Source organism: Eubacterium sp. BL-380-WT-2B, assembly GCF_009696115.1.
Classification (GTDB): Bacteria; Bacillota; Clostridia; order Eubacteriales; family Eubacteriaceae; genus Eubacterium; species Eubacterium callanderi.
Genome location: NZ_VUMP01000001.1, coordinates 175,696 through 194,905, shown reverse-complemented (window position 1 = coordinate 194,905; position 19,210 = coordinate 175,696). Strand labels below are relative to the sequence as shown.

The following is a 19,210-nucleotide window of genomic DNA, read 5'->3' as shown; positions in this document are numbered from 1 at the left end:
GTAAAAGGTGAGATGGAGCATGAAACGGCTTTTGGCGCATGCCGTTTCTTCTCACTATATATTCAACAGATTTCACCTGTGAATAACGTGTGGCGCCAAGGCACAAAAGACCTCGGCGATCTCGGGGTCGAACTGGGTGCCGGCGTATCTTTTTATTTCCTCCAGCGCGGCGTCCGGCGTTATCACCTCCCGGTAACAACGGGGGGTGGTCATGGCGTCCCAGGCGTCCGCCACGGCGCATACCCGGGCCACAAAGGGGATCTCGCTGCCCCGCAGCTGATCTGGGCTGCCCTTGCCGTTATACCATTCATGGTGGTGCCGGCACAGGTCGTACCCCATTTTACAAAAGGCTTTTTCCTCCGGGCGCATGGGTCCATCATCGAAGAGCTCTTTAAACATACCAGCGCCCAACTGGCTGTGGCGCATCATGATCACGCGTTCTCCCGCTGTCAGCGCGCCGGGTTTTTCCAGAATGGTTTTGGGCACCAGGGATTTGCCGATATCGTGGTAGGACAGGGGCACGGCGCCATCCTGCAATTGTCCTTCTGCCAGCTGGCTGCCGTACCCCATCTCCAGAAAAATAGTCTCGGTCAGCACCCCTACCCGGAAGCAGTGCCCCTGGACTTCCGGCGTGCAATTCCTTAAATGATTTTTAAGTACGCGCTGTATTTTCATCTTCCGCTTTTCTTTCCCAGACTTTTAGGGTATATTTATTACCGCTAACGACTAAATCTGTCGCAAAATTATATATTTTGCGTCTTTATACAACCTCTGGATATATTTCTTCCAAGATATTTTCAATTTGCTTTCTTAATCGTTGCGAATTTTTCCCTTTATTTAAACGGTTCATCAGCTGTATCGCATTTTGTTTATCACTGTCTGATGGATGAACATAGATGTCCATCGTCGTTTTTGTCTGAGAATGCCCCAGCATCTCACTGATTAATTGAATATCAATCCCGCAGGCCTTTGCATTGGTCGCAAAAGTATGCCGGAGGTCGTGAAAGTGATGATGTTCGATATTCGCTTTTTCACAAACATCATTAAAATAGCGCTGAATGGTTCTCACATCATAAAAACTGCCATTTTCTTTACTGATTACAAACAGCTCTCCCTTTTTTTGCCATTTTTCTAATCCTTTATAGTATTCTTTTATTTTCATTGCCAGCACATCATTCATTGGAATACTGCGAACCGATTTAACCGACTTCGGTTTTCCAAGAAGCAGACTGCTTTTATTGGTGCCGTCTGTCATTTGCTGGCTAATCCGCTGAAAACTGTGCCTTACATAGATAAATTCATTTTCCATATCAATATCTTTCCATTTTAAAGCCGTAATTTCAGAAATACGCAGCCCACTATGCAACGCAATATAGACGGCCAAAGTTTTGCTCCCTTCATCGTTATTTAAGACTTTTTCAAGCTTGTCCTGCTCTAACCGGCTTAATGCCTTGCCTGTCCTTGTGCTTGCCTTTGGGAGCACCACATCGGTACACGGATTTTCTATAATAATGCCCTCTTTATGGGCTTTATTTAAAACAGTCGCTAACCGTCCAAAAATATTCTTAACCGTTGTTGGATTCAATCCGTTTTCTTCCTCTAAATAGAGCACGAAATCTTGCAGCACCTCAGTTGTGATCTCCTGTACCTCATACTCACCCAGCATGGGTATTAAATGAACAAAAACCTGTCTCCGGTAGTTTTCCAATGTTTTTGGTTTAACCCTTCCTTCTTTTTCTTTTTCCTTAAGCCAGTTTTCCAACAAATCACGCATTAGTATTTTTGGTCCAAATACAGCATTTCGGACAATTGTTATTAACCGAATAATCATTCTTTTCACTGTTATTCACTCCTAAAAATTTAAAATTTAAAAATTTCTTTAAAAAAAGACTGGTGTTTTTTCACAAATAACGTTATAATAGTTTCATCAAGAGTTATTGAATCCAAAAAGACGCAAAATATATAATTTTGCGTCTTTTTTGTTTTCCCCTTCAAAGCTATTTCTTCTAAACTCTTATAACGTTATCCCTCTCACCGCGTTCATCTCTCTTGTCTCTGTTCTACTGCCCTCTCATCGCGCCAATTCCACCTTTCCTCTCATTCTTGGTAATACTCTCCATCGCCATTATAATAAAACCTAAAGCGTGCTTCAATCGGCATTTTTTCGCCTTATAATAGAACTAAAGTTAATTTTTTATCATTTTTTGAAGTTTATCCCACCAATTTGTGACGAACGGTCATTAAACGTGACGAACTGTTATTTTTTGTCTGTTTTTGTATAAAAAATTATTAACGGGCTATTTAAATTTTTTTGAGAAATAAAAAAAGTGCAGATGTCAGAGTTAATTACTCTCTAACAACTACACTTTTATGGTACTAAAAAAGCCTCCGGTCCAGGACCGGAGACACTAGCAAAGAAGAAATAAAAAAAGCTGTGTGTGCGTGTTAAGAAGGTCAAAGCATTTTGGCTTTGCTTACCATTACCATTCTTTTTTGCTAAAATAACAGGGAGGATTACAGAGAGTTTGACAAATTGAGTGAGAGTCTCTGTAATCTACCCACATATTCTCCCCGTTGGTTTCTATTATACACGAGCGTAAAAAAACTTCAAGCGTTTTTGCATGCTTTTACAAGAGAATAAAATAAGAGTTAATTATAATTCCATTTATCGACTTTTTCGGGCATTAGTCTGCTGCCGCTGATGCAAAAGGAATTGGCGATCTCTTTTGCTAAAATCAAACGAGATCGCCAAAAGTCTTATGAATCATTCCGTTTTTTTACTTTTGCTTTCCCATTTAAAAAAAGTATTTTGCATAGTATATTTAGGCCCATATTTCTCTGTAAAATCTTTTTTAACGGCGTCTTTAAATTCAAACTGTCCAAGACCGGCATTTTTGTAAGTGTAAGCGACGGTAGTATAGGGATATCCTGTGGTTATTGTATCCTTTGACATTGTTCCGGTGACTTCATTTGGATTTATTTCGTCATCCACTGTGAAAGTTACTTCAAATTCCATACTTTTCTCCTTTCTCTTATATTTTGTATGGCTTAAGGACATGACAGGCGGCCATGTCTCGATCCATCTTGCCAAAATCGGGTGGTCTTAATTATAACCAGTGCGGTTTTCTCACAAAACCGATCTGGTAAACGATATACTGCATGACTACCTGATGCTCTCCGATATTTAAAAGATAGAAGTTTTTTTCCTGTCCGATGATCCGCCCTCTCGGCACTTCTGTGAGGCAGCGGTTTAAAAGCGCCAGCTGCTTCTGTACTTTGGCCTCATCGGGCTGCTGCTCAGGAATGTCGTTTCCTACGATAACGCGGTAAACATATCCCACATCGGACAATGAAAACTGATCGTTCATCTCGGCTTAGCTTTCGATGGGCTGCTCAGGTTTTTTCGGCTTTGGCGGTGATGGGATTTCCGGATTCTGCGGCCCTTCTGGCTGCTTCTGCTCGATGGCTACCGGAGCGCTGGCTGTTGCCAGGATATCCAGCATTCTTGCCAGGCCTTCTGGCATGGCGCTGTCTCGGGCGTGCACCTCGACGTGGTATTTGGCGGAGTTGTCACTGCTTCTTGTGTTGCTCTCATGACAGGCGATGGACCCTTTAATTTTGACGTCCATGTGAAAAGGCCCAATCTTAAGGCCTGCGTTGGCCTCCAGCTCTCCTTTTTTATCGGAGGTGCTTTCGGATGAGGTTGAGGACTTCACTTCCATATCAAAGGTGATATCCACAGCATTGACCATTAAGCTCGGTATCTTGATAATGGACAGGAAGGGTACGTTCATCATTACTTCCTCTGAACCGATACTGGCACCATCTGGCGCGGTGGCTGCCCGGGTAAAGGAAAACAAGGTGGTTCTCACTTTTCTGCTGCCATCCTCTGCCGGTGGCTCTAAACCGACATCCTCTATGAACCTGGCCGTGGAATTGGCAAGCATCATCTGAGCGTCGCAGGCTGCTTTCAGCGGGCCGCCGACAAGGGCGGCCATATCCAGACCACTGAACTGATCCTGCATACTTACTAAACCTTCTGGCATTTTTTTACTCCTTTCGTTTTATAATGTGACTTTGGTCAACTGATCAGAAATACGCATCAGTCCTTCCGGGGGATCTTCGGATTCAAATTTCAGGCTTATCTGCGCGTAGTTATCTGAGCTGTCCCTCCTTCCTAATCCCGGTATATATCCAAGATACCCCGTTTCCTGTGGGGGTCTCTGACCAGACGTAGCGCCTTTCAGGGCATTGGTTTGCTGCTGGGGCTCACTTTTTTTCAGGGCTATTTTTCCATAGAGCTTTACTTTAAAGTCGACTGAGATTTCCTTTAATTTTAAGGAGGATAGCGGCACAACACACAGCTTTGGCACGGAAAGGGTTCGGTAGACAACTTTGCCGTTTTCATCATACTCTGGATATGCCATCTGAAAGCAAATGGGTTTTTTGTCCTGATCAAAATAATGGGACAGCATGTCCAGGTGCTGTGTCTCCGCGATCTTATTGGCTTGGATAAAGGCCTCCTGGATTGACGCGATTAAATCATTAAAGTTTTCCTGCTTTTTCATCATTACCCTCCTCCTTTTTCTCCTTTAATATCTTTTTTTACTATAGATTATATAACGGCCCATTGGAAATTTTTTGGAATATTTTTCTGATTTATTCTTCTAATATCAGGCTGATGTATTTCTGGGCTTCCTGTATCCGGTTGTGGCTTCTATACTCCCTGATCAGCCACTCTGCTGCTTCCAGATATTCCATATCAAAATAGGCCTCCTGACTGCTGAGCCACTCAAAGGTTTCATTCTGAAAGAGTCTTCCCTGGTACAGAAGCAGCATTCTCCGGCGGTTCTCAATGGTGGGCGCCTGTCTTAAAAGCTGGCTGAACTCGTTGATATCCGAATAAATCCGGCTCATATCCAGCGACAGGGCTCCGCCGCTGTTTACCAGTGGAGATACTTCGTTAAACCCGGGTATATTTTTGAGATACTGATTGGCTTTATAAAAGCACGCCATTGATTTTTGCGGCATTTTATTTGGCCAGAGCAGCTCGGCAATCACTCTCTTGGACAGGGGCTTTCCATTTTGCAGCAGTAAAAGCGCCAGCATTTCCTTTGCCTTTTTACTGGCAACGCCCATTGTGACACCATGATAATAAATTGAAAAGCCTCCAAAACACAGAAACACTAATGGGACGGGCGTCATACTGGATTTGACCCTGCTTTCTCTTCCGGGAACAGAAATTTTTTGATGCGGCTTTGTCTCTGCCTCTCTCACCAAAGCCAGGCAGATCACCCTGTTTTTGATGGTTAGCTCCAGCTCGTCTCCTTCCTTTAATAGCAAAGCCTGCATAATCTCACCTGGTATGGTGACCTGCGCCCTTTTCCGAATTTTAATTCTCATACTCTCCTCTTTCCCAAAGCAGCTTTTCTGCTATCTCGAATCTGGGACAACATCTGCTTGCTTTTACTATTTATTTTTTATAGTATTTTTAGAAGATTATATGAGAAATAAATTAACAGGTTCTTATTTTTCCATTTTTAAAAGGATATTTTTCAATAAAATATGACAAACGGTTCTTTCTCGATGTAAACGGTAGGGTATGGTTTGCAGAAACATGTTATAATAGGAGCAACGATACCCAAAGGAGCTATTTATGAAAACCTACGCAAAACACGTTGGCCTTGCGGCGCTGCTGCTTTTTGCCCTGCTTTTATTTTTTATGCCTGGGGCACAGGCCCAGGAGGCTTCACCTTCCCCCTGTATGCCAGACGCCGAGACCCTGGAGGCCTACCGGGCCGATGGCACCCTGGCGGAAAGGCAGGCCTATTATGAAAGCCTGTCCCTTAACCAGACCGATCCGGGGCTCATTGCCCAGGCGCAGGCCCGGGAATCGGGAAGCGCCAGTCTGCGCGCTGTTCCCTCGGGCTGGAAAAGCGGCATGGCCACCACCGGAAACGCCAGAATCCTGCTCATAAGGGTGGATTTTCCGGACTACAGCTTTAGCGAGGACGATACCGAGGATGCCCTAAAGCAGATTGCCTTTGGGGCGGCGGGTGAGGATCAGCCCGGCTACCCCTATGAGAGCCTGTCGGCCTACTATGAGCGTTCCTCCTACGGACAGCTTCATATTTCCGGCCAGGTGGCCAGCTACAAGGCGGTAAACAACCGGGATACCTACAGCCGCAATATGGCCAGCCTGTTTAAGGAGGCCATGACCGCGCTGGATGCGCAGGGTATGGATTTTAGCCAGTTTGACGGCAATGCCGACGGGCTCATGGACGGGGTGTACATTCACTTTGCCGGGCCGAATACGGGCTGGGGCAGCCACTGGTGGAGCTATAAAGCGAGCTATGAGGGCGCTCCCTTTGCGCTGGACGGCGTGGCCCTCTCCGATTATGTGACCCTGCACGACAACTCGGCCTATGGCGCGCGAACCCTGATCCATGAGACGGGCCACATGCTGGGCCTGGCGGATTATTATTCCTACACTGCCCAGACCTATGAGAACGGCATCCGCACCTTTGACATGATGTGCGACAATACGGGCGACCACAATGGCTTTTCCAAGTGGCTGCTGGGCTGGATTAAGCAAGAGGACATTACCCGGGTTTCGGCTGCGGACGGCAGCGCAGCGCTCACCTTAAGCGCCATCTCGGGCAATGCTGGCTCTAAAATCGCGGTGGTTTCCCCCACGGATTCGGGCATGTTCTCCGAGTATTTTCTGATCCAGTATGACGTGCCGGGGCTTAACAATGAGGGCGTTTATTACCCGGATGTACCGGACAGCGGCTTTCGGGTCTTTCACATTAACGCGGCGCTGAACGCGGATGGCTCAAACTTTATGTACATGAACAAAACGCCCGCAGAGCCGAAGCTCATTGAGGCCGTGGGCCCGGAAGGCCAGACGGCTCCCTATATGCCGCTGTTCTATACAAAGGGCATGCGTCTGGCGCCGGACACCACCCCGGACAGCAGCTTTTTCGGCGGCCAGTACCAGGCCTACACGGGCGTGGTACTGGAGAACCTGGACACCCAAAATGCCAGCTTAAGCGTCCGGTTTGAAAACACGCCGCCAGTGGTGCCCACACTTACCCTCACACCGGACAGCGCCCTGGATAACCAGACCAATCTGCCCACCTTTACCTTTACGGCCAACATACCGGTGCGCGATCATACCGGGGACGGTGCGCGGACGCCCATTACACTGGAGGGGCCAGACGGCACTTCTTACCCCATGCACTGCGCCATTGACGGAACCTCCCTGGCGCTGGGGCTTGCGGACAGCTCTAATATCGCAAACCTGAAGGCCAACACGGCCTACACCCTGGTATTTCCCGAGAAATATTTTGATTTGGGGCAGGGCATCTACTCAGAGGCGCTCCGTTTTCCGGTAAAAACCGGGGATATCCTCGCTGTACAGAGCTCTGGCGTTCTGGAGCAGCCTTCCTTCTTTGGGGGCAAAGAGACTGAATTCGCGGCGCTCTCAGACGGGCGTATGTTCCGGTTTATGGGCTGGTATAAGTCTTCCGGCGAAACTTATTTCAGTTATTTTGACCAGGTTCAGCTTTTACTTGCCGACACAGACCTTCAGACCAGCCTGCTGAATGTGGAGGGCATCCCCGACATTGAGTCTTACTCCGATGTTCAGGGCTTTGCCCTCTCCGACAACACGCTGGCTCTGGCGCTTTATAACAAGACAAATGACACCACCTCGCTTTTCTCGGTGGATTTAGAGGGCAGGGTGCTGGCCGGCCCTTATACCCTGAGCGGCAGCCCTAAGCTCTTTTCGGGCGGCGGCAGTGTGAAGGCCTGGCGGTCCTTCTATGGCAATGGCGAGGAGCTGCCCGGCATCCAGCTTGAGACCATCGACTTTAAAAACCCGGTAGCCACCAGCTTTATCTATGGCGAGGGGCTGAACAGTGATCTTAAGCTCTTTCCGGTGGACACGGCCCGCTACGCGGTGCAGGAGCGGATTTCCACTAGTCTGTGGGAATATAAGAATTATCTGAGCCTTTACAGCATGGACAGTGACACCCCAAAATGGCGGACGGAGTGCACCACCACCAATGCCATCATCGGTGTGGCGGCGCAGAACGGCGGCATCGCCCGGATCGAGACAGACTATGGCATGATGGACGCCCATGCCGCCAGCTTCAGCAGCCAATATAAAAACGTCCTGGTTACTGCCTTCGACGCGAATGGCCGCCTGACGGAAAAATCCAAGGTGGTTGGGCGCGTCCGGGCTGCGGTTAATGCCACCAAAAATGTCCTTTCTGTAAAGGGCGGCGTCTCGGGCATCGCGGTGGAAAGCAGCTTCCTGGCGCCAGCTCTGCCCTTTATAGAAAACAACAATGACACGGAATGCCGGGACTATCTGTTCATTGGCAGCGATGGCCAGACAAAGGCCCTCAGCGGCCAGAACGCCTCACCGGGCTTATGGACTGGGGACCGCTACCTCATCACTGGCCGTGATCTGGATACGGGCAAGTGTCTTTATTACCAGACGGATACGGTCTTTGCTGATACGCCGGATGTGCCTGTGACGCCGGACACCCCGGACACTCCGGGCGGCAGCGCAGACGCTCCGGCGGATAGCGCTGGCACCAGCGGAAACCTCTCCACTGGTATTCTGGGGACACAGGCTTCCCTGTACATGTGCCTTGCCCTCCTGGGTGCGGCGCTCTGCGGTCTGGCCGTTTACCGAAAAAACAGCGGACAGAAATAACAAATTCATTATATAAATAAGTAAAACGAAAGGAGAATATTGTGAAAAAACGTATTCTATGTATTTTACTCAGCCTGCTCATGGTTTTATCACTGGTTCCGGCGGGTGTATTGGCCCAGGAGGAAGAAACGCCAGTGTCCTATGAGGACTGCGCGGCAGGTGAGGCCATTGTCTGTATGGAGAAGGCTTCGCCGCTCACGCGCAGCGCGGTACCAGGCCTGCTTGCTGGCGCCGAGGTGCTTATGGATCTCTCAGATTTTCCAGCCACCAGGGCACGCAGCACGTCGGCAGACACCAGCGGTCAGGTGCTGGCATTGGTGCGGGACGAGAGCCGTAGCACTGAGGAGCTCATCGCGGAGCTTAACACCTATCCTCAGGTGGCCTTCGCTGAGCCAAATTACGCCATCTCGCCTATGACGGATGAATCCGGCGCAGCGGAGGCTCTGGCACCGGAACCGTCGGCGGTCGAAACCGACAAAACTGTGGTGCCGGAAGCTGCCGCTAATGGAGAAACCAGGGCCGCCGCAGATGAGCCGGCTGCCAAAGGCTTGCAGGCAGCGCCTGCCGCCAAGGTGCCCGGCGCTGTCAACACAGCCGATTTTATGACAGATTACCAGTGGGCTTATGATAACACGGGCGACTATTTCAGCTCTTTACCGGGCTTTGACATGCACTATGACGGCTGGAATCAGGCTTCTGGCACCACCGACGGTGACGATGTTGTCGTCGCGGTGCTGGACACGGGTGTAGACCACGATAATCCCGATTTAAAAAACAAAATGTGGCGCCGGGGCACTCTGAACCTGCCTGGGGGTGAGCACGGCATCAGCTACGCCAGTGCTGATCCGGCGGATACCTCTGACCCCGACGGCCACGGCACACACTGCGCGGGCATCATCGGCGCAGAATGGGGAAACGGCGGTGTTTCCGGTACTTCTCAGAACGCCAAAATCATGGCCCTGCGCTTCGGAGGCTTTGTTTCCACTGTGCTTGCGTGCTATGATTACATGGCGTCTGCCATTGATCTTGGCGTTAACCTGAAGGCGGTCAACTGTTCCTTTACCAGCTCTGGCTCTCCAAAATCTCTGGATCTGGCTGTGGAAAAGCTTGGCAAGATGGGGATGCTCTCTGTATACGGGTCTGCCAACTCGGCAACGGACAATGACCGAACCGGGATTCTGTCCTCCACTTTTATAAATAACCCTTACGCCGTTGTGGTGGACGCCGCCAACGCCTATGGCCTCATGGCCGCTTACAGCTGCTATGGTGAGCGCACCACGGATATCGTGGCGCCTGGCTCCCGGATCCTTTCTACCTGGCTAACAGACAAAGCTCTTTACTATCCGGAATTTTCAGACAACAATCTCTTTTACGAGGGCTTTGAGGGCTCGGATTCCCTTAAATTTTATACCAACGCTGATCCCTCAAAGGGTGCGCTGTGTGGCGAAATCTCTGGTAAAAAGGTGTATAACGGTAAGAACAGCTTAAAGCTCCAGGGCACCGCGGAGGGGAACGCTGTTTACTCGGAGCCGGTCGACCTGACCCAGGCTTCTGGCTTCGATTCTTCTGAGGCGTATCGCTTTTCTCTGAACGTCGCAGGTGAGGGCGGCCACAGCTGCGGCCAGGCCGAAGTGATGGTCAGGCTGACAGACGGCAGCTTTGCGCTCCTTGGCGATGGTACGTCTCTGGCAAGGGGACGGGACGGCGGCTTTAACAGTTTTAACACTGGCGCCGCTCAGATTTTGCCAAAAAATACAGACTACGCGAATTTCCAGCTCTGCCTGACCTTAAAGGGGCTTGATATGGTCTTCCCCAACGGCCACGGCGAATATGTCTATGAATACGGCCCTGTCTACATCGACAATCTGGGGATTGGCAGTACCACGCTCCCCTATAATTATTCGGATGGTACCTCCATGGCAACGCCCATGATCACCGGCGCGGTGGCGGTACTGGCTGGACGTTACCCGGATGATTCAGCCGCGATGCGCACTGCCCGCACCATCGGCAGTGTCACAAAATACGATGAATTTAAGGACAAATGTGTGTCTGACGGCTTCATCAATCTTGATCAATCCGTTACGGATAATCCGTATCCGGTTGTCAACGCTGCGAATATTGCAGAGGATACTGTGACCATTGACGGCTACTTCTTTGGGAAAAACCCAACGGTCACCATTGGCGGCAAAGCGGCTGGCATTCAGTCTTCAGTGGCTTTTGAAGACGGCGGCCAGCGGCTGGTGGTTTCACGACCTGCGGATGTGAGCGGCATGGCCCGGGTATCGGTCACTTCTTCTGAAAAAGGTGAGGGACACCAGTCCTACGACTTCGGCAAAGTCAAAAATGTGGATTATTTTGAAAACACGCTGCCTCTGCCGGAAGATCCTGCCTTCTATGATATTGACGCTTACCAGATGGTGGGCTACGGTGATTATCTCTACTGCATCCCCCATTATTATACCTTCCCTGAGTTTGCTGAAAAGCTCTGGCGTTTCAACGTCAACACGAAAGCCTGGGATCAAATGGCGCTGCCTGAAAACACGGTCATGTTCAATGCCACAGCGGTTGTCTGGCAGGATAAGCTCCTGATTTACAGCTACAACACCGGGGTTGAGGATCCGGCTGCCGCGGAGCCGGTCTCCATTGGCATGATTCTGACCTATGACGGCAGCACCTGGACACAGACGCCGGGCTGGAATGACAAAACCTTCCCAAACTCGGCTGCCCTTGTCAACAATGACGGACAGCTGCTGGCTGTGTCTGGCATTTTCAATAACACATTCAACAACACTGTCTATTCCGTCAGTCTTGAAAACCACACGCTCACCCCAATGGGCAATACGCTGCGGACAGTCTCTGGGCCTCTGGTCAGCGCCGGACATGGGCAGCTCATTGTAACCGGCGGCCTGGAATCGGGCAACCAGAACGGTACTCTGCCAGGTGTGGAACGTCTTACCCTGGATAACGGTGTTTATGTTCCATCCAAGCTGGACATGACAGGCATTAAAACCGGTAATCTGTCAGGCTTTGCCAGTGCGGCGGTCAAGGACGGCTTTATGCTGGTGGGCCCTGAAACCACCGATGCCAGTACCGATACCTATACCCTCGGCACCTCGGGTGGTCTGACGCCTTATAAAAAACGGGTGGACAACGCCGCGCTGGCCAATCCGTCGGCTGCTGCCTATAAGGGGCAGTTTTATGTGCTGGCCCGCACTTACACCTCAGACAGCAACTTTATCTTTAAATCAACGGCGGTACAGACCGAAGAACCGGTAAACCCAGATAATCCGGTGAATCCCGATAACAATAACGGCCAGGCCGCCAATGTGGGCACCGGCATAACAGACACGCTGCCTCTGGCCGGCGCCGCTGTACTGCTTCTGCTCTGCGCCGCAGGCATTATGGTTTGGGCCCGCAAAAAAAGAAAACTCGATTAAAGGAGCATTTTATGAAAGAAAAAAAGCATCGTTTTTTAAAGCATCCTATTCTGGCGGCTTTTCTGCTGCCTGTCATTGGGCTTCTGGGCGGCGGGATCATCGGCCAGATCGTCGTGCTGTCCCTCAATGGTTTTGATACTAAAGCGGCGCAGAATACCCTGATGAGCAATGATCTGCCGGAAATTTTTCTGGCCTTACTTGTCATCCTGATCATGAAACACAGCTATGACAATCAGTTTAAATTCGGCTTCTGGAAAAAGAACCTGAAGCCGAGTATGGTTTTTGCTTCCTGGGGATTTTTGGTCCTTCTCTTGAATATTATTCCCAACCTGTTTTTGGGCACGCCTCTGGAATCCTCCTATGGCCTGCTATTAGCCGTTACGGGCGGCATTGCCCCGGGACTTTATGAGGAGGTTACCTGCCGCGGTGTGGTTCTCTCCAATATGATGTACCAGTGGCGCAATGCCAAAAACCCAATTATGATGTCTCTTCTGGCTTCCAGCATTGCCTTTGGCCTCATACACCTCGTAAATCTGTTTTCCACCGTTGGGCCGACACTGATTCAGGTGGGCTATGCCACAGGTCTGGGTATCTTTTTCGGCGCGGTTTACCTGCGTACCCGCAATCTCTGGGGCCCGGTTGTCGTTCACGCTCTTATTGATATCTCAGCAAAGATTTTTGTGACTGAGGATCCGGTTGCCGGCATTGCCAGCCTTGCTGTTCCTCCAGAGCAGATGTTAGTTGGCATTGCTGTTTTTATCGTCTTTACCGCCATCGGCCTTTATCTGGTGCGCCCTGCCAAGCATGAGGAAATCAAAGCGCTCTGGCGCGAGGATTCCTGGCATCATGAGGTGGCCCCAGAGACGGAAGCTCTATAATTAAAAAGCCGTAACTGTTTCGGGAATAAACAACCAATACCGCATCATTTTTCAAGGCAAAATAAAAAACTTCAGAATAAACATTTCTTATAATATTTATTCTGAAGTTATCTTATTTTTAATCATCTGTTCTTATTCGTGTTCCAGGCTGTAAGCGTCTCGCCGCTGCTTCATTTCGCCAAAACCCTCAAAATATTCATAGGTAGCGTCGATCTTCCCCCCACAATCATTACACGCCATCCAAAATCCCAGCTGGTCTGTTTCCGGATGAACACCTGAAGGCTCTTTACATTGGCATTGCTTTACTTCTTTTTCAATCATCATTTTGGGTAACACTCCTTTCCAACATTACAATACTACACACTACTAAATTTTTACCCAAAATAGCGGATTTAAAACAACTTTCAGCGACTTATTCTAAAACAATCGCTTTAACACAACAGTGTGTCTCTTATTCTTTCTCTTACTCTTTCGCGAAAGGGTCTCACATTAATAAAGCATTGGCTCGTCAAGCTCAGCAAAGAAAGCATTGAGCGTCTCCATTAAATCCATGGTACCATACATGATTTCATATTTATAACGCCCCATGAGCGCCATAACATATGCGCCATAGCCATGCTTCAGCAGGGCCTGAAGCAGTCTCGGGGTCATCTCCATGGGGGTGGGCTGCAGCTGGCCGTATTTATTCATGCTCAAAAGCCCGGCCTCCTCAATAAAGTCCATCATTTCATCCAGCGCCCGGGCATTTTGTTCCGGCATTTCTCCCTGGGCACCGCTCAGATAGCCCACCGCCAGTGTCTCAAAGGCCGTCGGCGGAACAGGCTCCTGAGAATTTTGCTCAATCATGAGCTGGCTGGCTTCATCCAAAAGGCTCATACCAGCGGACTTCAGGTAAACCAGATGCATTAAGAGGTAAAAAAGGTAGTCGGCGCGCATCCGGGCAACGGTGTTGATCAGGATCGTATCTGTAGCATTTAACTCAGGTATCATGGCCAGGATGGGCTCGTGAAGGGTGTTCAAACGTTTATAAAGGGTTACGGCGATCTCGCCGTTCAGGCTTTCATCACCGGTTTTAAAGGCATCCTGCGCCACTGCCATTTCTTTAAAGGCCTTTTGCTTGAGGGATGGGTTTTCAAGCATCAGCTCTGCGCAGCGTCTCACATACTCGCCGTAAAAGGGCTGGGGCTTTTTGGGCATCTTCTGTTCAACTGCGCATTTGCGCATTTTCTGTTTTGAGTTCCGGGTGCCTTCGTTGTATATATCAAAGTACAGCTTCTTTTTATCCCCATAAATCTGCCACCAGCCAAACTCAAAACGCTCAAACTGGTCATACAGGTAGACATAGTTTATCTTATCAAGACTCAGAGGCTCATCTAGCATCCTCCCCCAGCTCAAGCCAGCCTCTATTTCGCCAAAGACCACATTGCAGTAAAAGTGATGAAACCCATCGGAAAGACAGCGGCCTAAAGGTCCGATATCCGTAATATTATAAGATTCTGTGTCAAAGTCCACACCGTCGTACAGGCAGCGGGTCATCAGGTCGTAGGTTTCCCGCACTACCTCAAATACCATGCCGTGCTCAACCTCGTCGGAGTCATCACCGTAATAGGATAGGGCATCCTGACGCATACTGTCAAAATCCAGCCTTTTGGAGGGCAGCAGCTCCATCAGCTCTTCCCATGCCGCATCCCGTTCTGCAAATGCGCACTGGGTATCCCTGCACCGGGCAACCAGTCCGGCAAACTGCGGATCGCTCATGGCAAGCTTCATCTGTGTTTTAACGACGGGGCAGCGCTCCTCCTGTACCTCCAGAATATGGGCAGCAGTCTTCCTGATTTTATCCGATGCTTTCTTACTCAACTCAAACCTTATCATATTACTCTCCATTTAATTATGTGGTACTTTCATTATATTATGCTTTCTGTTAAAAGGCAACGGTTTAATAAAATAAAGCGCTTTTCGCTCCAGAAGCTGGGGAGAAAGGCGCTTATAAAATGACTTTTATTCAAATACGACGATAGCTTCACTGTTCTTAACGCGAAGCGCCGCGGTTTCAAGTATTCTGAAATAATGGTTCAGGTTAACCAGCTCTAAGTAGGCCGCGGCCAGATCCTGGCCGATTGTCAGATCCATGTACTGGGCTTCGGCGCAGACCAGAACGGCTTTTCCTGCCAGCGCGTTTGAACGGTAAACCCGTCCGTCCAGCAGGCTTTTAATACGGTCAATTTCCATAACGCCGGTTCCCGGCTGAATCCGCTGAAGCTTAAAATAAAGATCTGGCCCCATGACCAGGGCGAGACGGCCAAGCATATCCTTTTCGACCAGCATGGACGCGCCGGCGGCGATATTGGCAAAGGCATTCTGCCCTTCTGCCCAGTCGTCCATCTTAATGGTATTGCTGCCGGGTACGGTCAGCAGGCCGTCTACGCCCAGCGCTTTATTTCCAAAGAAAATCAGCTGATCCTCAGCCTTTGCGCTGGCCTGTGCCGCGCGGGCCGCTGCGGAAAGATCCACTGGCACGCCGGTTCTCTCGCTGGCTTCCAGGTCTCTCCAGAATAACGGAAAATCTTCGTACAGCTGTACCAGCTCCACAAATTTTCGTCCTGTGGTCTGCACCACACCGTCCTCAAAGCTTTCATCCTTGTCGCTGCTGTCAACTGCAACTGACTGGGCGCCTGGGCCAAGGGGGCCGTAAAGCGGCAGAAAGCGGCGGCCGACCAGATACTTCTTAAGTGTTTCGACAATGGTTGTATCAATCTGTTCCCAAAGGGCATCGCCAAAAGGCGCAGCTTCTCTTGATAAATAATCCATACGGTCCCTCCTAATCCTCAATCAGGCTGCCGACAGTCGGGCCTCCTGCTGTCTGGGCTTCACTGCTGCCCGATTCAATACCGAGCTCTTCCAGCATTTCGTGGACTTCCCCGGCGCCTTCCTCAAACAGCTCTGCCTCCACAGGGTCCAGATAACGCAGCAGCGTTGTCAGTTCACCCATATGGGCCTTTTCTTCATCACGGATGTCCTCTAACACCTTTTTAGCGACAGGATCGTCTGTCGCCTGCGCATGGGCATCGTATAAATAAATCGCTTCAAGCTCACCTGCTAAATCAAGGCGGATGGCTTGAGCCAGTTCCTTCTTAGTCATTTTTCGTTCCACATTTGCTGCAAATGGATCTCCAAAAGATGGCATAAAAATTCAACTCCCTTCTAAATTTTTTATACTTTAGAATCATTATAACATACTGTGCAGCAAAAAGACAGTTAAATTTAGCTAACTTAATGTTAATTTTAAGACAAACAAAAGACCCCTTCCGCTTGGAAGGGGTCCATGTACTTTCTATTGCGGCTGTGAGGCACCTGTTGCCTGCTGCAGCTGGTTCAATACGTCCTGAAGCTCATTGAGCTTGCTGCCATAGCCTGCCCAGTCGCCTGATTTCTGGGCGTTCTGGGCTTCCTGGAACAGCTGGTTTGCCCGGATGGAGAGATCCGCTGCGCTTGTGGCAGAGCTGCTGTTCGGCGTCGCCGTGGAAACGGCGGTATTGGCCCCTGCGGGCGCTTCACCTGCATCGTAATTGAAAATCTGACCGAGGGCCTGGTTCAGCGAGTCTGCCATGACAATCTCATTCTGATAGCTCACGATCACCTTTTTGACCTCTGGCAGGTTGTTCTCTCCTGCGCTGGCCTGTATATAAATCGGTTCAACATAGATGATGGCATCCTCGATGGGAATGGTCATCAGGTTACCGCGCAGCACTGTGGAGCCCTGCTGGCTCAGCAGTGTCAGCTGCGGGGATATGGTGGTATTCTGGTCGATCCGCTGCTCGATCTGCATGGGGCCGTAAACCAACTGCTGTTTCGGGAACTGGTACAGCAGCAGCTGTCCATAATCGTCCCCGTCCGATACCCCGGCCAGCCAGGCAATCATGTTGTCCTTGTTCCTGGGGGTAAAGGTTGTTGTCAGCATAAACTCAGTCTGCCGGTCCGGCAGCTTCATAATCGTATAGGACGAGTCAATGGGCACCTCCTCCTTGGATGCGCCAAAGAACTGGTTGGCGGTTTCCCACTGGTCCTCGCGGTTATAGAACACTTGAGGATTACTCATGTGGTAGGTTTTATAAATATCGGACTGAATGTCGAACAGGGTTTTGGAGTAACGGATGTGCTCCTTCAGGCCCTTGGGCATCTCAGAAATATCTTTGACCAGCCCCGGGAAAATCTTGCTGTAGGTTTCAAGCACAGGCTCATCGTCTACCTTATAGAAGGTGACGTCACCATTGTAGGCGTCCACCACTACCTTCACCGGGTTTTTAATGTAATTCTTGCCAGTGGTTTTATCATAGGGCTGGGCGTATGGGTACTTGCTGCTGGTTGTAAAGCCATCCACAATCCAGTACTGCTTGCCGTCCGCCAGCGCCATGTAGGGCTTGTTGTCATACTCTAAGAAGGGCGCAAGCTTGGATACACGGTCCATCACATTCCGATTGATGAGAATTTTGCTGTCTGAGGTAATCTCACTGGTCAGCAGCATCTCAGGCGATCCGTAATACAGGGCAAAGGAAATCCGGTTGAGCAGCGACAGCTTAATACCGCCGGTGCCTTCGTAATAGTTTTCCTTATTGTTGTCCCCTTCCGGATAGTCAAATTCTGGATTGGCCGCGTTGGTGACCACATATTTGTAATCCCCTTCGCCAAAATAAACCCTTGGCTGTTCGATTTCAAGGCTCTGGGTATCCGTCACTGGCGGAATATCCTTGACGATAAGCTCTGGCTGCCCCACAGAATTGGTTTTATTCACTGGCGACATGGCAACACCGAAGCCGTGGGTATATTTCAAATGCTGATTCACCCAGGTCTTAGCATCATCCGGCAGAGCCGAATTTTCCATTTCACGCGTTCCCAAAAATACCTGGGTATATTTGCCGTCAACAAAATAACGGTCCACATCCACATCGTAGAACTTATAATAGTTTCGGATCCCCTGCAGCGAATTGTACATGTCCTTGGTTGGTTTCTGGTCATTGATGGGGATATTGCTGATGGTCGCTTCATTTTCCTGAATATCCCGGGCTGTAATGTCCTGGGTCGGTGAAAAATCCTTGATGGTCACTTTGTCCAGGCCATAGGCCTTTTGCGTGCTGGCGATATTCTTTTCAATGTAAGGTGCTTCCTTGGTATACTGGTTTGGCACCACCGACAGGTATTCGTAAGCTGCCTGTCCCACGCCGCCCAGTAGGGCCACGGCAATCAGGAGTACCGGACCGGCTGCCATCATCTTGTAATTTTTGCGGAAGCCCGCAAGCACAGAGGTAACGGCCAGAACCAGACACAGGGCGATCTTCACATAAAGCACCTTCATGCCAATGGTGATGTCCGAAGCGCCTGCACCATAGACCATTCCCGTTCCACCATAGAGCATTTCATAACGGCCGATAAAGCTGCTGAAAGCCAGAAGCAGAAAAAATATTCCCAGGAATACGCCAATCTGCTTGGAGGCCAGGGTCAGGAAGGTGGTAAAAATATCCTTGGCGCCGCTTTTAAAATCGTCCATGCTCTGGGCTGTCTGAATCCGAAAGTCCTTTTCGCGGTACATAACAAAAACAGTATACAAAAGCGTCAGAATGACCATGCCAAAAAAACAGGTCATAACCACACCGTAAGCGCCCTTCAATAACGGCAGCGTAAAGAAATAAAAGGACAGATCCTTTCCAAACAGCGGATCTGTCGTGCCAAAATCCGTGGCATTGGTAAACTGAAGGATTTCAGACCAGAGGCTGTTGGCAATAAAACCGGTAATCACAGCAGCTGCCACCACTGACAGCACTGCACCGATGGTTTTTTCCCGTTTTGTTCGCACTGCCTGGGTAATACCCAGATAACGTTCCGAAATCTTTTTTAAGAATTTCAGGTAGAAGAAGAGCAGGACCAGCAGCACCACAAATACCGGTGTACCGATCTGCACCTTCGTGACCAGCTCCTTAAAAAAAACGTTGAGATAACCCATTTCACTAAACCAGAGATAGTCTACGTAAAAATGGTTGAGGGACAAAAGAATCGCGAGAACGACCACCACGGCCACCACGACTGTCCAGAAGGCTTTTTTTCCTTTTTTCATTTTCCTTTTCCTTTAAATATAGAAGTTGTAGGATATTATACCACAGATTGCGTACATC

15 protein-coding genes are annotated in these 19,210 nt (G+C 49.5%); 3 read left to right on the top strand and 12 right to left on the bottom strand.

Going from position 1 to position 19,210, the window contains the following annotated elements; genetic code table 11:
• Positions 1 to 72: 72 nt before the first annotated feature.
• From FYJ53_RS00985 to FYJ53_RS00955, 7 genes are all read right to left on the bottom strand, one after another.
• Positions 73 to 675 carry an HD-GYP domain-containing protein gene (locus FYJ53_RS00985; RefSeq protein WP_148429091.1) on the bottom strand — a complete coding sequence of 201 codons (603 nt, stop codon included), beginning with the start codon at positions 673 to 675 and terminating at the stop codon, positions 73 to 75.
• Between the two features lie 85 nt (positions 676 to 760).
• On the bottom strand, positions 761 to 1,831 hold the full coding sequence (locus tag FYJ53_RS00980; protein ID WP_227929901.1) for a site-specific integrase: 1,071 nt from the start codon (positions 1,829 to 1,831) through the stop codon (positions 761 to 763).
• A gap of 933 nt (positions 1,832 to 2,764) precedes the next feature.
• Positions 2,765 to 3,016 (bottom strand): hypothetical protein, encoded by a 252-nt coding sequence (locus FYJ53_RS00975; protein ID WP_090414019.1) that lies wholly within the window; start codon positions 3,014 to 3,016, stop codon positions 2,765 to 2,767.
• A 91-nt stretch (positions 3,017 to 3,107) separates the two neighbouring features.
• Positions 3,108 to 3,368, bottom strand: a complete 261-nt coding sequence (locus FYJ53_RS00970; protein WP_090414021.1) for a hypothetical protein — start codon at positions 3,366 to 3,368, stop codon at positions 3,108 to 3,110.
• 6 nt (positions 3,369 to 3,374) lie between these two features.
• The gene (locus FYJ53_RS00965; protein ID WP_148429087.1) at positions 3,375 to 4,046 is read right to left on the bottom strand and encodes a DUF2589 domain-containing protein; all 672 of its coding nucleotides are present in this window, start codon (positions 4,044 to 4,046) and stop codon (positions 3,375 to 3,377) included.
• Positions 4,047 to 4,064: 18 nt separating this feature from the next.
• On the bottom strand, positions 4,065 to 4,571 hold the full coding sequence (locus tag FYJ53_RS00960) for a DUF2589 domain-containing protein (protein WP_013378732.1): 507 nt from the start codon (positions 4,569 to 4,571) through the stop codon (positions 4,065 to 4,067).
• 88 nt (positions 4,572 to 4,659) lie between these two features.
• On the bottom strand, positions 4,660 to 5,403 hold the full coding sequence (locus FYJ53_RS00955) for an AbrB/MazE/SpoVT family DNA-binding domain-containing protein (protein WP_148429085.1): 744 nt from the start codon (positions 5,401 to 5,403) through the stop codon (positions 4,660 to 4,662).
• A gap of 253 nt (positions 5,404 to 5,656) precedes the next feature.
• Between FYJ53_RS00955 and FYJ53_RS00950 the strand changes: the two genes are divergently transcribed.
• Genes FYJ53_RS00950 through FYJ53_RS00940 form a run of 3 tightly spaced genes read left to right on the top strand, consistent with a single transcriptional unit; the run spans position 5,657 to position 13,043 of the window.
• A complete protein-coding gene (locus tag FYJ53_RS00950; RefSeq protein WP_154556891.1) occupies positions 5,657 to 8,728 on the top strand; it encodes a hypothetical protein in 3,072 nt (1,023 codons plus the stop codon).
• Between the two features lie 41 nt (positions 8,729 to 8,769).
• Complete coding sequence (locus tag FYJ53_RS00945; protein WP_154556890.1) at positions 8,770 to 12,165, top strand: S8 family serine peptidase; 3,396 nt, start codon at positions 8,770 to 8,772, stop codon at positions 12,163 to 12,165.
• Between the two features lie 11 nt (positions 12,166 to 12,176).
• Positions 12,177 to 13,043 carry a CPBP family intramembrane glutamic endopeptidase gene (locus tag FYJ53_RS00940; RefSeq protein ID WP_148429079.1) on the top strand — a complete coding sequence of 289 codons (867 nt, stop codon included), beginning with the start codon at positions 12,177 to 12,179 and terminating at the stop codon, positions 13,041 to 13,043.
• A 132-nt stretch (positions 13,044 to 13,175) separates the two neighbouring features.
• Here FYJ53_RS00940 and FYJ53_RS00935 read toward each other — a convergent pair whose 3' ends face one another.
• The 5 genes from FYJ53_RS00935 to FYJ53_RS00915 all read right to left on the bottom strand — a co-directional run bounded on the left by FYJ53_RS00935 (position 13,176) and on the right by FYJ53_RS00915 (position 19,152).
• Positions 13,176 to 13,367 (bottom strand): hypothetical protein, encoded by a 192-nt coding sequence (locus FYJ53_RS00935; RefSeq protein WP_013378726.1) that lies wholly within the window; start codon positions 13,365 to 13,367, stop codon positions 13,176 to 13,178.
• Between the two features lie 165 nt (positions 13,368 to 13,532).
• Positions 13,533 to 14,918: a BrxA family protein gene (locus FYJ53_RS00930; protein ID WP_187367942.1), complete on the bottom strand. Its 1,386-nt coding sequence runs from the start codon at positions 14,916 to 14,918 to the stop codon at positions 13,533 to 13,535.
• Positions 14,919 to 15,044: 126 nt separating this feature from the next.
• Positions 15,045 to 15,854 (bottom strand): family 1 encapsulin nanocompartment shell protein, encoded by an 810-nt coding sequence (locus tag FYJ53_RS00925; RefSeq protein ID WP_148429075.1) that lies wholly within the window; start codon positions 15,852 to 15,854, stop codon positions 15,045 to 15,047.
• Between the two features lie 10 nt (positions 15,855 to 15,864).
• Positions 15,865 to 16,230, bottom strand: a complete 366-nt coding sequence (locus tag FYJ53_RS00920; RefSeq protein WP_148429073.1) for a demethoxyubiquinone hydroxylase family protein — start codon at positions 16,228 to 16,230, stop codon at positions 15,865 to 15,867.
• A 147-nt stretch (positions 16,231 to 16,377) separates the two neighbouring features.
• Positions 16,378 to 19,152 (bottom strand): UPF0182 family protein, encoded by a 2,775-nt coding sequence (locus FYJ53_RS00915; RefSeq protein WP_013378721.1) that lies wholly within the window; start codon positions 19,150 to 19,152, stop codon positions 16,378 to 16,380.
• Positions 19,153 to 19,210 lie beyond the last annotated feature (58 nt).

Bases quoted from the DNA above. Each gene is read 5' to 3' on its own strand.
- FYJ53_RS00935 (WP_013378726.1), bottom strand. From the start codon at position 13,367: ATGATGATTGAAAAAGAAGTAAAGCAATGCCAATGTAAAGAGCCTTCA.
- FYJ53_RS00915 (WP_013378721.1), bottom strand. From the start codon at position 19,152: ATGAAAAAAGGAAAAAAAGCCTTCTGGACAGTCGTGGTGGCCGTGGTG.
- FYJ53_RS00970 (WP_090414021.1), bottom strand. From the start codon at position 3,368: ATGAACGATCAGTTTTCATTGTCCGATGTGGGATATGTTTACCGCGTT.
- FYJ53_RS00965 (WP_148429087.1), bottom strand. From the start codon at position 4,046: ATGCCAGAAGGTTTAGTAAGTATGCAGGATCAGTTCAGTGGTCTGGAT.
- FYJ53_RS00950 (WP_154556891.1), top strand. From the start codon at position 5,657: ATGAAAACCTACGCAAAACACGTTGGCCTTGCGGCGCTGCTGCTTTTT.
- FYJ53_RS00940 (WP_148429079.1), top strand. From the start codon at position 12,177: ATGAAAGAAAAAAAGCATCGTTTTTTAAAGCATCCTATTCTGGCGGCT.
- FYJ53_RS00925 (WP_148429075.1), bottom strand. From the start codon at position 15,854: ATGGATTATTTATCAAGAGAAGCTGCGCCTTTTGGCGATGCCCTTTGG.
- FYJ53_RS00930 (WP_187367942.1), bottom strand. From the start codon at position 14,918: ATGATAAGGTTTGAGTTGAGTAAGAAAGCATCGGATAAAATCAGGAAG.
- FYJ53_RS00985 (WP_148429091.1), bottom strand. From the start codon at position 675: ATGAAAATACAGCGCGTACTTAAAAATCATTTAAGGAATTGCACGCCG.
- FYJ53_RS00955 (WP_148429085.1), bottom strand. From the start codon at position 5,403: ATGAGAATTAAAATTCGGAAAAGGGCGCAGGTCACCATACCAGGTGAG.
- FYJ53_RS00960 (WP_013378732.1), bottom strand. From the start codon at position 4,571: ATGATGAAAAAGCAGGAAAACTTTAATGATTTAATCGCGTCAATCCAG.
- FYJ53_RS00920 (WP_148429073.1), bottom strand. From the start codon at position 16,230: ATGCCATCTTTTGGAGATCCATTTGCAGCAAATGTGGAACGAAAAATG.
- FYJ53_RS00975 (WP_090414019.1), bottom strand. From the start codon at position 3,016: ATGGAATTTGAAGTAACTTTCACAGTGGATGACGAAATAAATCCAAAT.
- FYJ53_RS00980 (WP_227929901.1), bottom strand. From the start codon at position 1,831: ATGATTATTCGGTTAATAACAATTGTCCGAAATGCTGTATTTGGACCA.